This is a genomic window from Pantoea sp. 18069 (genome assembly GCF_902706035.1).
Taxonomy (GTDB): Bacteria; Pseudomonadota; Gammaproteobacteria; order Burkholderiales; family Burkholderiaceae_C; genus Comamonas.
Genome location: NZ_CACSJA010000003.1, coordinates 19,425 through 32,593 on the forward strand (window position 1 = coordinate 19,425; position 13,169 = coordinate 32,593).

General features: G+C 68.8%; 10 protein-coding genes. 4 read left to right on the forward strand and 6 right to left on the reverse strand.

Annotated features, from left to right (window positions below):
* Window positions 1-109: 109 nt before the first annotated feature.
* From GVL12_RS03990 to recQ, 3 genes are all read right to left on the reverse strand, one after another.
* Window positions 110-1,693 carry an acyl-CoA dehydrogenase family protein gene (locus GVL12_RS03990; RefSeq protein ID WP_159911367.1) on the reverse strand — a complete coding sequence of 528 codons (1,584 nt, stop codon included), beginning with the start codon at window positions 1,691-1,693 and terminating at the stop codon, window positions 110-112.
* Between the two features lie 129 nt (window positions 1,694-1,822).
* Window positions 1,823-3,508 carry an isovaleryl-CoA dehydrogenase gene (locus tag GVL12_RS03995; RefSeq protein ID WP_159911368.1) on the reverse strand — a complete coding sequence of 562 codons (1,686 nt, stop codon included), beginning with the start codon at window positions 3,506-3,508 and terminating at the stop codon, window positions 1,823-1,825.
* Window positions 3,509-3,660: 152 nt separating this feature from the next.
* The gene (gene recQ / locus GVL12_RS04000) at window positions 3,661-5,520 is read right to left on the reverse strand and encodes a DNA helicase RecQ (protein WP_159911369.1); all 1,860 of its coding nucleotides are present in this window, start codon (window positions 5,518-5,520) and stop codon (window positions 3,661-3,663) included.
* Window positions 5,521-5,758: 238 nt separating this feature from the next.
* Here recQ and alkB point away from each other — a divergent pair, with 238 nt between their 5' ends.
* From alkB to GVL12_RS04015, 3 genes are all read left to right on the forward strand, one after another.
* Complete coding sequence (gene alkB, locus GVL12_RS04005) at window positions 5,759-6,436, forward strand: DNA oxidative demethylase AlkB (protein WP_159911517.1); 678 nt, start codon at window positions 5,759-5,761, stop codon at window positions 6,434-6,436.
* A 193-nt stretch (window positions 6,437-6,629) separates the two neighbouring features.
* Window positions 6,630-7,694: a homocysteine S-methyltransferase family protein gene (locus GVL12_RS04010; protein ID WP_159911370.1), complete on the forward strand. Its 1,065-nt coding sequence runs from the start codon at window positions 6,630-6,632 to the stop codon at window positions 7,692-7,694.
* Window positions 7,695-7,729: 35 nt separating this feature from the next.
* Window positions 7,730-8,908, forward strand: a complete 1,179-nt coding sequence (locus tag GVL12_RS04015) for a hypothetical protein (RefSeq protein ID WP_200843488.1) — start codon at window positions 7,730-7,732, stop codon at window positions 8,906-8,908.
* A 32-nt stretch (window positions 8,909-8,940) separates the two neighbouring features.
* Here GVL12_RS04015 and GVL12_RS04020 read toward each other — a convergent pair whose 3' ends face one another.
* Together GVL12_RS04020 and GVL12_RS04025 are read right to left on the reverse strand one after the other, a co-directional pair.
* A complete protein-coding gene (locus GVL12_RS04020) occupies window positions 8,941-9,579 on the reverse strand; it encodes a hypothetical protein (protein ID WP_159911371.1) in 639 nt (212 codons plus the stop codon).
* A 308-nt stretch (window positions 9,580-9,887) separates the two neighbouring features.
* The gene (locus tag GVL12_RS04025; protein ID WP_159911372.1) at window positions 9,888-11,204 is read right to left on the reverse strand and encodes a Glu/Leu/Phe/Val dehydrogenase; all 1,317 of its coding nucleotides are present in this window, start codon (window positions 11,202-11,204) and stop codon (window positions 9,888-9,890) included.
* A 238-nt stretch (window positions 11,205-11,442) separates the two neighbouring features.
* On the opposite strand from GVL12_RS04025, the gene GVL12_RS04030 reads away from it, so the two are divergent.
* Window positions 11,443-12,216, forward strand: a complete 774-nt coding sequence (locus GVL12_RS04030) for a fumarylacetoacetate hydrolase family protein (protein ID WP_159911373.1) — start codon at window positions 11,443-11,445, stop codon at window positions 12,214-12,216.
* A 32-nt stretch (window positions 12,217-12,248) separates the two neighbouring features.
* On the opposite strand, the gene GVL12_RS04035 is transcribed toward GVL12_RS04030, so the two are convergent.
* Window positions 12,249-13,151, reverse strand: coding sequence for a LysR family transcriptional regulator (locus tag GVL12_RS04035; protein ID WP_159911374.1), 903 nt, complete (start codon window positions 13,149-13,151; stop codon window positions 12,249-12,251).
* Window positions 13,152-13,169 lie beyond the last annotated feature (18 nt).

Below are 13,169 nucleotides of genomic sequence, written 5' to 3' on the forward strand. Positions count from 1 at the left end.
CAGATGGCGCCCGGCGCGCGGCGCGCGGGAAAAACGCGGCTGGCCATGCAGGTTCTGCGGTCATTCTGTTGATCGATGCAGGGCGCTCGCGTCATGAACCCGTCCCAGCTCAGGCGGTGCTTTCTGGCAATGCGCGCTGCAGCAGATGCTGCAGGTCCATCTGCCGCGTGTCGAGCGCGCCGAGCACGCGGCCCGCGCCGCTGTGGCCCAGGCGCGTGGTGATGAAGGCCTGGGCCACGGCCGGCGGTGCGTCGCGGTGCAGCAGGCAGGCCTGGGCGGTCAGCACCAGGCGCTGCACCAGCATGCGTGCCATGGCCTGCTGCTCGGCCTGCGGCTGGGCGAGCATGGCGCGCAGCGCATGCAGCTGGGCCAGGATGCGCGCGTCGCCGCCGGCAATCTCTTCCATGGATTCGAACAGCACCTGGGCCGCGGGTTTTTGCCGGCCCAGCGCGCCCAGCACCTGCAGGCACAGCGCGTTGCCCATGCCTTCGCCGCGGCCCTGCGCGGGCGCCGCGAGGAACAGCCGCGCCAGGGTCTGGCCCTGGGGGCTGTCGAGCGCGCCCTGGGCGCCGGCCCATTCCATGGTTTCGGCGGTGATTTCCATCGCGCGGCGGCCAATCCAGAACTGGGCCGCGGGTGCCACCACATGTTTCCAGGCGCGATCGAGCGGCGGCATGTTGTCGTTGGTGGCGTCATCGCAGCGCTCGAATGCCTGCGCCAGGCGCATGGTCAGCATCAGCGCGGCTTCGCTTTCGAGCGCCATGTCGACCAGCACGCTGCCCAGCAGAGGTTGTGCGCTCACATCGCCCAGGCCGCGCGCCTGCGTCAGCGACTGCACCAGGGCCTGGCGCAGCAGCGCGCAGCTGGCCAGCGTACGGCCCAGCCACAGCACGCTCGCGGCCGCGCGGAAGGTGACCGGCCCCTGGCCTTCCTCGCCCAGCAGATAGCCGCTGGCGGCATCGAGCTGGAGGTCGGCGACGGCCAGGGGGCCGAACGCGCTGCGCAGCGGCTGCACGACCAGGCTGTTGCGCTGACCGTCCTCGCGCCAGCGCGGCACGAAAAAGCAGCTGGGCCCCTGCGGTGTTTGCGCGCTGAGCAGGTGGGCATCGCTGTCGGGCGCCGCAAGCCCCGGGCTGCTGCCGCTGAGCAGGTACTGCCGGCCCCACAGGCCCATGCCCACGGGGGCGGCCTGGAGTGCCACAGGCGTGGCGCGCAGGGTGTGCGCGGCCTGGACGGCGCTCGCATCGAGGCCCATCCAGAGCGAAGTCTTGCGCGCGATCGGCAGGTCACGCGCGTCGTCGTCGGGGTTGCGCATCAGCGGCCCCAGCCGCGCCCAGAGTGGGGGCTCCTTGCGCAGCACGGCCAGCGAGGCGGACGTCAGCAGCAGCGGGTCCAGGCTGTCGGGCGCGAACTGGCCATGCAGGTACAGGCCCGCGGCCCAGATGCTCCAGCGTCCGGGCGTGTCCTGCGTCAGCGCCTGGGCAACCAGCCCCTGGTGGCGTCCCAGCGCGCGCTGGGCCTGCCAGGCGGGGTTGTCCTGCATGGCGTCGGAAGCGACCTCCGCCCGGGTCAACTGGTTCGCATAGGCGTCGAGTCCGGCCCGTGCAGGCCCCGCGTTGGCGCGTTGCAGCGCTTCATCCAGGGGCGCGTCGTGGGCGATCGACGACGGCGCCGGGGGCGGGGCGGTGGACATGGCGGTCTCCTGTGCGCGGGGTTGCACGGGCAGTCCGGAAACGGTTGCCCGCAAACCCGCAGTATCGACAACTCGCGCGCCGCGCGGTGTCGGAGAGGTTCGCCGGTCGTGGGGTCTTGCGCCGGATGCTCAGGAGGCAAACGCGCGCTGCAGCACGGCCTGCAGGTCATGCTGCGCCGGGTCGAGCGCACCGACCACCGCGCCCGCGGCCTGCGCGCCCAGGCGCGTGGCGATGAAGGCGTCGGCCGTAGCCTGGGGTGCGGTCTGGCGCAGCAGGCCGGCCTGGGCCAGCAGCACCAGGCGCTGCACCAGCAGCCGGGCCTGGCCCTCGAGCTGCGCCGCGGGCAGTTGCAGCTGCTGCAAGATGACCTGCGCGGCCGCGCGCAGCAGCGGCTCGTCCCCGGCCAGCGTCTGCAGATCCGCAAGCAGCGCCTGTGCCTGAGCGGGTTCGCGCGCAAGCGCGCGCAGCACGTCCAGGCACATCACGTTGCCCGAGCCTTCCCAGATCGAATTGACCGGCGCTTCGCGAAACAGCCGCGCCAGCAGGCTGTCTTCGACATAGCCATTGCCGCCGAAGACTTCCATGGCTTCGCCCGTGAGTTCCACGGCGCGCTTGCAGACCCAGAACTTGGCTGCCGGCGTCATGATGCGTTTCCAGGCGCGCTCCAGCGGCGTGTCGTCGCTCTCGCAGGCCTGGGCCAGCCGCATGGCCAGCACCAGCGCGGCTTCGCTTTCAAGCGCCAGGTCGCCGAGCACGGCACGCATCAGCGCATGCCCGGCCAGGTGCTTGCCGAAGGCCATGCGCCGGCGCGCATAGGCCAGCGCCTGCACGCTCGCCGAGCGCAGCAGCGCGGCGCTGCCGAGCACGCAGTTCAGGCGCGTGTAGCCGGCCATCTCGAGAATCGTCGCGATGCCCCGGCCTTCCTCGCCGAGCAGCAGGCCCCAGGCATCCTCGAACTCGACTTCGCTGCTTGAATTGCTGCGGTTGCCAAGCTTGTTCTTCAGGCGCTGCAGGCGCACGGCATTGCGGCTGCCGTCGGGCCGCCAGCGCGGCACGAAAAAGCAGGCCGGTCCGCCGTTCGCGCCCAGTTGCGCGACCACGAGGTGGGCATCGCTCATCGGCGCCGAGAAGAACCATTTGTGGCCGCGCAGCAGGTACTCGCCGCCGCGCCCGCCCGCGCCCAGGGGCGTGGCCCGCGTGGTGTTGCTGCGCACGTCGGAGCCGCCCTGCTTTTCCGTCATGCCCATGCCTATCCAGAGCGAGGTCTTGCGCGCCAGCGGCAGGTCGCGCGCGTCGTAGGCGTCGCTGTAGAGCCCGGCCTGCAGCTGCTGCCACAGCGCGGCCTCCTTTTGCAGCACCGGGATGCTGGCTAGCGTCATGGTGCCCGGGCACAGGCTGCCTTGCTCGACCTGGGCGTGCAGGTAAAAGCCCGCGGCCCAGGCCGTCCAGCGGCCCGCGCGCGCGTCGCGAAACGGCAAGCTTGCGAGCCCCTGGCCGCGGTACAGCGCCTGCAGCGCGTGCCAGCTCGGGTGGAATTCGACCTGGTCTATGCGCCGCCCGCGCGCGTCAAAGCGCTGCAGTTCGGGCGGGTGCTGGTTGGCCTGGGCGGCGAGGGCCCAGCCGTTGGCGCAGCCCAACTGCTGCGCGTATTGCGAAAGCTGCGGCCGGCTCCAGTCGGCGCCGCCGCGCGTGAGCGCTTCGCCCAGCGCCGCATCGGTGGCGAGCAGGTCGAAGTCGGTCAGCTCGTCGAACTGGTTGCTGACTTCATGGGTGGAAAATGGGGTGACAAAGGCGTGCACGGCGTAGCCCTCCATGGCGCCAGTCTAGGAGCGCCGGGCCGGTGCCGGTGTGCGGATTTACGCCATGAGCGCGTCCATCGGCACGCCCTTCGACCCTTACAGGGTGCCCTGCGCCAGGGAGCCCTGCGCCAGGCTCAGGGTGAGCGCGCAAGCCCCCGTGCAATGCCCTACTGCGCCATCTGGCACACGCGCAGCACTTCGGCGCCATAGGCATCGAACTTCTTGGCGCCCATGCCGGGAATGCCGTGCAGGTCGTCGAGGCTTGCCGGGTCGCGCTCGGCGATCGCGGCCAGCGTCGCGTCGTGGAAGATCACATAGGCCGGCAGGTTGTGCTCGCGCGCGACTTCGGCGCGCCAGGCCTTGAGGTTGATGAAGCGCACCTGCGCGTCGGGGCCGAGGTTGAGCGCCGCGACGTTGGCCTGCGGCGCCTTGCGCGTGCGTTTGGCGGCGCTGGCCGTGGCTTCGCGCAGCATCACCTGGGCGTCGCCGCGCAGCACGGCGCGCGAGCCCGGCGTCAGCGCCAGCGTGTCGAAGCTGTGGCCGCTGTCGCTCGTGACCTTGTGCAGGCCGAGAGCCCCCGTGGCCAGCAGTTGGCGCAGCACGCCGCGCAGCTGGGCTTCGGAGTACTGCGCGCCCAGGCCGAACGTCGACAGGCTCTGGTGGCCGTACTGGCGCACTTTCTCGGTGTCCTTGCCGCGCAGCACGTCCATGATGTGGCCCGTGCCGAAGGTCAGCTGGCAGGCCTCGTGCACGCGGTAGATGGTCGACAGCAGCTTGCGCGCGGCGTCGGTGCCGTCCCAGACCGCGGGCGGGTTCAGGCAGTTGTCGCAGTTGCCGCAGGGCGTGGATTCCTCGCCGAAATAACCCAGCAGGCGCTGGCGCCGGCAGTCGGTGGCTTCGGCGAGCGCGAGCAGCGCGTCGAGCTTGCCACGCATCACCTGCTTGAAGCTTTCCTCGGCCGGGCTTTCGTCGATCATGCGCCGCTGGTTGACGACGTCGTTGAGGCCGTAGGCCATCCAGGCGTGGGCCGGCAGGCCGTCGCGGCCCGCGCGGCCGGTTTCCTGGTAGTAGCCTTCGATGTTCTTGGGCATGTCGACATGGGCGACGAAGCGCACATCGGGCTTGTCTATGCCCATGCCGAAAGCGATGGTCGCGCACATGACGATGCCTTCCTCGCGCAGGAAGCGGTCCTGGTGGCGCTGGCGCGTCTCCACCGGCAGGCCGGCGTGGTAGGGCAGGGCCGAGAGGCCGGCGTTCTGCAGCGTCTGCGCGAGCTCCTCGACGCGCTTGCGCGACTGGCAATAGACCACGCCCGCGTCGCCCTGGTGCTCGGTCTGGATGAAGCGCTGCAGCTGGGCCGTCGCGTCCTTCTTCTCGACGATGGTGTAGCGGATGTTGGGCCGGTCGAAACTGCTGACGAACTGGCCGGCCTGCTCGAGCTGCAGGCGCTCGACGATGTCGGCGCGCGTGAGCGCATCGGCCGTCGCGGTGAGCGCAATGCGCGGCACGCCCGCATAGCGTTCGTGCAGCACCGTGAGCGCGCGGTACTCGGGGCGGAAATCGTGGCCCCACTGGCTCACGCAATGCGCTTCGTCGATCGCGAACAGCGACAGCTGGCCGGCTTCATAGAGCGCGTCGAGCAGGCCCAGGAAGCGCGGGGTGTTGAGCCGCTCGGGCGCGGCGTAGAGCAGCGTGATGTCGCCGGTCTGCAGGCGCAGCTCGACTTCCTGGGTCTGGTCGTACGACAGCGTGGAGTTCAGAAACGCCGCGTCCACGCCGGCTTCGTGCAGCGCGCCGACCTGGTCGTGCATCAGTGCGATCAGCGGCGAGACCACGATGGTCACGCCCCGGCCCTGCTGCTGGCGCACGATGGCCGGCACCTGGTAGCACAGGCTCTTGCCGCCGCCCGTGGGCATCAGCACCAGCGCGTCGCCGCCGGCAATCACATGGCTGACGATCGCCGCCTGCGGGCCACGGAACTGGTCGTAGCCAAAAACTTCTTGCAATACGGACTGCGCGGTGGACAAGCGGATTCTCTCGAAAAAAAGCGGCAAAGCGATGCGCCCTGCGGGGCGAGCTGCGCGTGCGCGCGGCGGGCCCTGGCAGGGGTCGGACAAACGCATATTGTGCGCCCGGGCCGCAAATCCGTGGTCCTCGGGCGGCACAGACCCCCGCCGCGCAAGGGCGTGCCAGCCCTTCCTACAATGCAGCCAACGCCTTGTTTCTGCTGGAATCTCCATGCCCCGATCCCCTCATTCCGGCTCCATGGCCCTGGCCGACAGCGAGCGGCTGTTCGGGCCGGCCGACGATGCGCCGGTCGCGCTCGACGCCGGCGCCTGGCTGCTGCCCGGCTGGGCCGCGGGCCAGGCGCAGCGCTGGGTCGACTGCGTGCAGCAGGTACTGGCCCGGGCGCCGTGGCGCACGATGCGCACGCCCGGCGGCCTGCCCATGTCGGTGGCGATGAGCCATTGCGGCAGCTGGGGCTGGGTGTCCGATGCAAGCGGCTATGCCTACAGCGCCACCGATCCGCGCAGCGGCCAGCCCTGGCCCGCAATGCCCGAATGGCTATGGCAGCAGGCGCGTGCCGCGGCTGACGCGGCCGGCTATCCGCACTTCGCGCCCGACTCCTGCCTGGTCAACCGCTACGTTGCGGGCGCGAAGATGTCGCTGCACCGCGATGCCGACGAGCGCGACACGCGCGCGCCCATTGTCTCGGTCTCGCTGGGCCTGCCCGCGACATTCCTCTGGGGCGGCCTGGCGCGCGCCGACCGCGTGCGCCGCATGCAGCTCGAACATGGCGATGTGCTGGTCTGGGGCGGGGCGACGCGCCTGGCCTACCATGGGGTCAGCCCGCTCAAGGACGGCCAGCATCCGCTGCTGGGCTACGAGCGCTGGAATCTGACCTTCCGTATGGCGCGCGCGCCGTACGGCCGCTCGGCCTGAGCCTGCCTCGGCGGGCCCCGTAGAAGGATGAACGGGCGCGCTGCCATCGGCTTGAGACGCCCTTCGACGGGCTCAGGGCGAACGGCCATTCGTTATTCGTTTTCAAAAAACTGGGACTTGGTGAAGAACCGGGCCGGCGCACGAGATGGCTGACCGGCCACGGGGCCACTGCCCAACTTCCTACAATCGGGGGATGAGCCTGCCCCAATACACCCGCGCCAAAGAACTGCCCGCCACCCTTGCCCGCCGCATCGCCATTCTCGATGGCGCCATGGGCACCATGATCCAGCGCTTCAAGCTGGGTGAAGCGCAGTACCGTGGCGCAGGCTATACCGGCGCCGACGCCGTGGGCGAGCGCTTCCAGGACCTGCCGCGCGACGTCAAGGGCAACAACGAACTGCTGAGCCTCACGCGCCCCGACGTGATCCGCGACATCCACGAGCGCTACCTGGCTGCGGGCGCCGACCTGATCGAGACCAACACTTTCGGCGCGACCACGGTTGCCCAGGACGATTACCTGCTGGGCCACCTCGCGAACGAAATGAACCTGCGCTCGGCGCAGCTCGCGCGCGCCGCCTGCGACAAGTACAGCACGCCCGACCACCCGCGCTATGTGGCCGGCGCGCTGGGCCCCACGCCCAAGACGGCGAGCATCAGCCCCGACGTCAACGACCCGGGCGCGCGCAATGTCGACTTCGAGACGCTGCGCAAAGCCTACCTCGCGCAGACGCTGGCGCTGATCGAGGGCGGCTCGGACGTGATCCTGGTCGAGACGATCTTCGACACGCTCAACGCCAAGGCCGCACTGTTCGCCGTCGACGAAGCCTTCGAGCAGACCGGCGAATGCCTGCCCATCCTGATCAGCGGCACGGTCACCGATGCTTCGGGCCGGATTCTCAGCGGCCAGACCGTGACGGCGTTCTGGCACAGCGTGCGCCATGCGAATCCGCTGGCCATAGGCCTGAACTGCGCGCTCGGCGCGGCGCTGATGCGCCCCTATGTGCAGGAGCTGCACAAGGCCGCGCCCGACACCTTCATCAGCTGCTACCCGAACGCCGGCCTGCCCAATCCTATGAGCGACACCGGCTTCGACGAAACGCCCGAAGTCACGAGCCGGCTGGTGCACGAGTTCGCGGCCGAAGGCCTGGTCAACATCGTCGGCGGCTGCTGCGGCACGACGCCCGAGCACATCGGCGCGATCGCCCAGGCGGTGCGCGCCACGCCCACACGCCCACTGTTCTACCCGGCCCAGGCCTGAGTCCGGCGCACGGTGGCAACAAAGCGTCTGCCGCGATGAACCTGCCGCTGCCGCCCGCCGCCGGGCCCCCCACGCCGGCTTCCGTGTCGCCCGTGGCTGCGGTAACGGCCGTGGCGGGCACGGCGCCGGTGACCGCCGCCGAGGCCGTTGTGCCGGCAACTCCGACCGCCCCCGCGCTGAGCCTTTCGGCCCAGGCGCAGCAGGCATTGCGGCTGCAGGTTTTCCAGACGCTGATCGCGCAGCTCGTGACCCAGGTCCAGTCGGGCGCGCAGGCCACGGCGGCGCAATGGCCCGCAATGGGTACGACGCCCGCGCTGCGTGAACTGCTCACGGCGCTGATCGCCCAGGCGACGGCGGGCCTGCCCCAGCCCCAGCAACTGGTCGCGGCCCAGCCCTGGCCGCAGGCCTGGCTGAACACGGTGCTGCCGGCCGCGGCGTCGGTACCGGCAAGCGCGGGCAGCGCCGCGCCGCCCCCGTCTAGCGGCAGCGGCGCCGCTGCCGGTACAAATGCTGCAGCCGTGGGCGCAGCCGCCGTCGGCACCGCCATTGCGGGAACCACCACGGCCGCCGCGAGCGCTGCGCCGCGTCTGCCGCCCATGCTGACCTGGCTGGTGCAGCAAGGCGTGGTGCGCACGCCCGAAGGCGAGCGCGGCTTTGCGCTGACCTTGCAGGTGCCCCAGGCCTGGGCGCAACTGCAGGCTGCGGCCTCGGCGTTGTTGCCGGCAGGCGCTGCCCCGCCCGGCGCGGCCTTGCTGCCCGCGGCGACGGGGCCTGCGCAACTGCAACTGCCGTTTGCGGCGCCCGCGCAGCAGCTCGAGTCGGGTGCGTTGGCCTTGGTGTTGCAGGGCGCGGGGCCCGGGGGGGAGAAGCTGCGCACCAGCGCGCTGCTGTGGCTCGATTTCCAGCCGCTGCCACCCGCCGCGCAGAGTGCGCAATCTGCAGCGACCGCCCTTGCAGGCCTGCTGCCATCCACGCAAGCCGCACAGCAGGCACTGGCGGCGCTGCAGGCCAAAAATGACCCCTGGCTGCAGATGGCGGTCCTGCAGGCCAGTGGACAGCAGCCACGCGACGACCAGCGGCTGCAGCAGCGCCGCACGGGCCTGTGCACCGAGCTGGGCTGCCCCTACCGCGGCAAGGCCAGTTGTGCCCAGCCGTTTTGCGCCGAAATGAACCGTGTCTGGGCGTCCGCGCGCATTGGCCCTACGGCCACTTGAGGGCGCGCGCCAGAGAAATCGATGGCGCTGATTTAAAAGTGTTCCATCGATGAGGTGCTGATCGTTATGGCCAACTCGTAATCCGATTCATCGGGTTCAGAGAAGTCGGTTTCCGCGAGAACACCGGCGGTCATCGTCAGAAAGCCTCCCATGTTCTCGCAATCTGCTTCTTCCAGCATGTCCTGCGTGTTCATATCGGCCACAAGCTTGCTCAGCTCGTGGGGGAGCATGACTCCATTCGCATTGGTATGCCATTGGGCTCCCGGCTGCGATGGGAGAGGGATGACGTAAGTCTGGTGATGCGCATCCACATGGGTGGCATGGGCCTGGTGATGGAGATCCACATGGGCGGCATGGGCCTGGTGATGCGCATTCAGATGCGCATCCACATTGGCTTGAAGAGGGGCCGGAGCTTGCTGCACGACGTTCAAAGTGTCTTCTGCCGGGGCATGGTCCTGCGGCTGGGCGTGCAACGTGATGTCAGTCTGGGCCGCTGCTTTTGCCTGGGCCTTTGCCTGTTGTTTTTCTTCATGCCTGTGCACGTTCCTGGCTACTTCGGCATGGACCTTGTCTTTGACAATGGATCCAATCTCTTGGAGTTTGGGTTTTATCTCCTGGTAGCCGTTGGATTGCTTTAGTTTCGCGACGGCTTTCTTGAGTTTGTTGGGCATGATGTTTAAAAAGTAGATGATGGATAAAATTAGCGATAGCTATATTCTATGTGTATTATTTGTTTGATAGGTTCCTTGTTTTGAGGCTGGGTGCTCAAAAAATATGTGACAACATGTTTTTTTAAGCGCGGCATCTTGGCGAAGATGCCCGGCCCCGGCAGGGCCGCCATCCATGCGTTCGCCACAAGCCGCTTGAAGAGCGAGAAAGCGCCGCGCAAAAGAATTCGGGCCCGTGGTTCGGAATGAACCACGGGCCCGAGTGCGTCAGCCCCCTTGCGGCGCAGCGCAAAAGGGGAACGTGCAGGTTCTTACGGGTACAGGCCGCGCATTTCGCGCGCATGCAGGATGCGCTGGCAGGCGATGATGAAGGTCGCGGTGCGCAGGCTGACCTTGTGGTCCTGGGCCACCTGCCAGACGCCTGCAAAGGCGTCCTGCATGATGCGCACCAGGCGGGCATTGATTTCGTCCTCGCTCCAGAAGAAGCTGGAGAAATCCTGCACCCATTCGAAGTAGCTCACGGTGACGCCGCCCGCATTGGCGATCACGTCGGGCAGCACCAGCACGCCGTTGTTGTGCAGGATGTCGTCGGCTTCGGGCGTGGTCGGGCCGTTGGCGCCTTCGATCACCAGCTTGGCCTTGATCTGGCCGGCGTTGGCCAGGTGGATCTGGCCTTCGAGCGCGGCCGGAATCAGGATGTCGCAATCCACGCCCCAGAACTCGTCCTTGGCAAGCACATCGGCACCGGCGAAGCCGCCGACGCCGCCAGTGTGCTGCACATGGCGCAGCAGCGCGGGCACGTCGATGCCCAGATTGTTGTAGATGCTGCCGCTGTGGTCCTGCACCGCGACCAGCTTGGCGCCGGCTTCGACGAACAGCTTGGCGGCCGTGCCGCCGACATTGCCGAAGCCCTGCACGGCGACACGCGCGCCTTCGACGCGCATGTCGGTGCGGCGCATGGCCTCGATGCCGACGGTGAACACGCCGCGGCCCGTGGCTTCGCGCCGACCCAGCGATCCGCCCAGGTCGACAGGCTTGCCCGTGACCACGCCGGTGGCCGTGGAGCCGGTGTTCATCGAGTAGGTGTCCATCATCCACGCCATGACCTGTTCATTGGTGTTGACGTCGGGCGCGGGGATGTCCTTGTTCGGGCCGATGATGATGCCGATCTCGCTGGTGTAGCGGCGCGTGAGCCGCTCGAGTTCGGCGCGCGACAGCGTCTTGGGGTCGACGCGGATGCCGCCCTTGGCACCGCCGTAGGGCACGTTCACGGCTGCGTTCTTGATCGACATCCAGGCCGACAGGGCCATCACTTCGGACAGCGTCACGTCCTGGTGGAAGCGCACGCCGCCCTTGCCGGGGCCGCGGCTGGTGTTGTGCTGCACGCGGTAGCCCTCGAAGTGGGCGATGGTGCCGTTGTCGAGCTCGATCGGCACGTCGACGATCAGCGCGCGCTTGGGGCGCTTGAGTGTTTCGACCCAGCGTGCGAGATGGCCCAGATAGGGCGTGACACGATCGATCTGTTGCAGGTAGATGCCCCAGGGGCCGAGCTTGTCGGCTTGCAGGTAGGAGGGCAGGGCATGGACCGGCAAAGCGCCGGTCGACGGGGAAGCAGGGGTGTTTTGCATGGAATATTCCAAAGCGTTTGAAGCGGCGGTCAAAGAATGAATGACACGTTTTTCAGCTTATTCCTGCGCGCCTGGCTTGTCCAACGCCGCTTATTTTGCTTGTTATGCATTTTATGCATAACATGGGTTTTGTCCTCTGGGAGCGCTGCCCTGAAACGCCGTTTTTGCGGAAAAATACAGGCTTTGCAGGGCCGGATTGCCGACCCTTGTTCCGTCACTGTCTTTGCCCAGGAGTTCCATGTCCATTGAAGTCGTTTCCGAGACCTTGCTGCGGGCGCGCGCGCATGTCGACCTGGCCGATGCGCTGGCGCTGGCCACGAGCCTGGCCGACCAGGAAGAGGCCTATGCCGTGCAGCAGGCCGTGGCCCGGCAGCTGGGCTGGTTTGGCGCTGGCGCGCCGCGCGCCTGGAAGTCGGGCGGCCCGGCGCGCGGCGCCCAGCTGACGCACGCGCCGCTGCCTCCTGCCGGCGTCTGGCCCAGCCCGGCCCGGGCCGGTGACTGGCCCTTGCGCGCGCGCGGCATCGAAGCCGAAATCGCGCTGCGCCTGGGCCGGGACGTGTCGCTCGCACAGGCCTGGCAACTGGTTGCCGGCGAATGCGCGGGGCTGATCGATGCGATGGCCGTGGGCATCGAAGTCGTCGAGTCGCGCTGGCTGCAGCAGTTCGCGGCGCCGCCGCTGCTGGCCCTGGCCGACCAGCTGTGCCATGGTGCGCTGGTGGTCGGCGAGTGGCAGCCTTGCGATCTGGTGCGCGCCGCGCCCGACTGGTCGCGCCAGGTCTGCCGGCTGCGCATAGGCACGGGCGAAACCAGCGTGCACACCGGCACCCATTCGCTCAATGATCCCGCCTGGCTGCTTGCCGACTGGCTGCGCCATGCGACCGCGCACTACGGCACGCTGAGCGCGGGCACGGTGGTCACCACGGGCAGCTGGGTGGGGCTGGCACGGGCGCAGGCGGGAGACAGTGTGCATGTGCAGTTCGATGGGATAGGGGAGGCCTGGCTGCAGCTTTGAGCGGACCTCGGCGGGGCCGTCAGAACACGTTCTCAGTCCGCGGCCATCTGCCTGTCCATGGCCTGGACGAAGAGCTGAGCGCCCAGGCCCATGGGGCGCTGCTTGGACCAGACCACGTCGACCCACAGGCGCAGGCCATTGCTGAGGTTGGAAAACGGCATTTCGACGAGCCGGCCGGCCTCGATGCGCGGCGCGACCAGGGAGCGCGGCTGCCAGCCCCAGCCCAGGCCGGCTTCGATCAGGCCCAGCGCGGCCAAATGGTTGTCGGTGCGCCAGATGTGGCGCGCATAGACGAAGCGTGCATCGGTCTGGCCCAGGTCGCGGCTCGCGACCACGATCTGGCGCGTGGTCTTGAGATGCTCTTCACTCAGTGACGCGGCCTGGGCGCGCGCGGCCACGAGCACCGGGTGGTCGGGCGCCATGACGGCAATCAGCGTGTCGCTGCCCACTTCCTGGAAGCCTTCGCGCCCGTCGAGGCTGGGGCGCTCGAAGACCAGCGCGAGCTGGGCGCGGCCGGTGTGCAGCAGCGCCAGCGCGTCTTCCTGCGGCGCGGCCAGCACCTCGACTTCGAGCAGCGGATGGGCCTGGGCCAGTTCGGCCAGGGCCGCCGTCCAGCGCGAAGCCAGCAGCTCGGGCGCGATGGCGATGCTCAGCCGCTGCTCCAGCCCCTGGGTCAGCGCCAGCGCCTGGCCGTTGAGCTGCTGCAGCTGCGCGGCCAGCAGCCGCGCCTGGGGCTCGAGCGCGCGCGCGCTTTCGGTGGGCTGGGGCTCGCGGCCCGAACGGTCGAACAGGTTGAGCTGCAGCTCGGCTTCGAGATGCGCGATGGCCATGCTCACGGCCGAAGGCACGCGCGACAGCGCGCGCGCCGCGGCCGAAAAGGAGCCATGGTCGAGCACGGCCAGGAACACCAGCACGTTATCGGAAGAGAAAGCCATGGCCGCAATCTATCAGTA

What these genes read in the sequence shown, in the direction of transcription:
- GVL12_RS03990 (WP_159911367.1), bottom strand. Translation starts at nt 1,693, where the DNA reads ATGTCCACCGCCCCGCCCCCGGCGCCGTCGTCGATCGCCCACGACGCG.
- GVL12_RS03995 (WP_159911368.1), bottom strand. Translation starts at nt 3,508, where the DNA reads ATGGAGGGCTACGCCGTGCACGCCTTTGTCACCCCATTTTCCACCCAT.
- alkB (WP_159911517.1), top strand. Translation starts at nt 5,759, where the DNA reads ATGGCCCTGGCCGACAGCGAGCGGCTGTTCGGGCCGGCCGACGATGCG.
- GVL12_RS04010 (WP_159911370.1), top strand. Translation starts at nt 6,630, where the DNA reads ATGAGCCTGCCCCAATACACCCGCGCCAAAGAACTGCCCGCCACCCTT.
- GVL12_RS04015 (WP_200843488.1), top strand. Translation starts at nt 7,730, where the DNA reads ATGAACCTGCCGCTGCCGCCCGCCGCCGGGCCCCCCACGCCGGCTTCC.
- GVL12_RS04020 (WP_159911371.1), bottom strand. Translation starts at nt 9,579, where the DNA reads ATGCCCAACAAACTCAAGAAAGCCGTCGCGAAACTAAAGCAATCCAAC.
- GVL12_RS04025 (WP_159911372.1), bottom strand. Translation starts at nt 11,204, where the DNA reads ATGCAAAACACCCCTGCTTCCCCGTCGACCGGCGCTTTGCCGGTCCAT.
- GVL12_RS04030 (WP_159911373.1), top strand. Translation starts at nt 11,443, where the DNA reads ATGTCCATTGAAGTCGTTTCCGAGACCTTGCTGCGGGCGCGCGCGCAT.
- GVL12_RS04035 (WP_159911374.1), bottom strand. Translation starts at nt 13,151, where the DNA reads ATGGCTTTCTCTTCCGATAACGTGCTGGTGTTCCTGGCCGTGCTCGAC.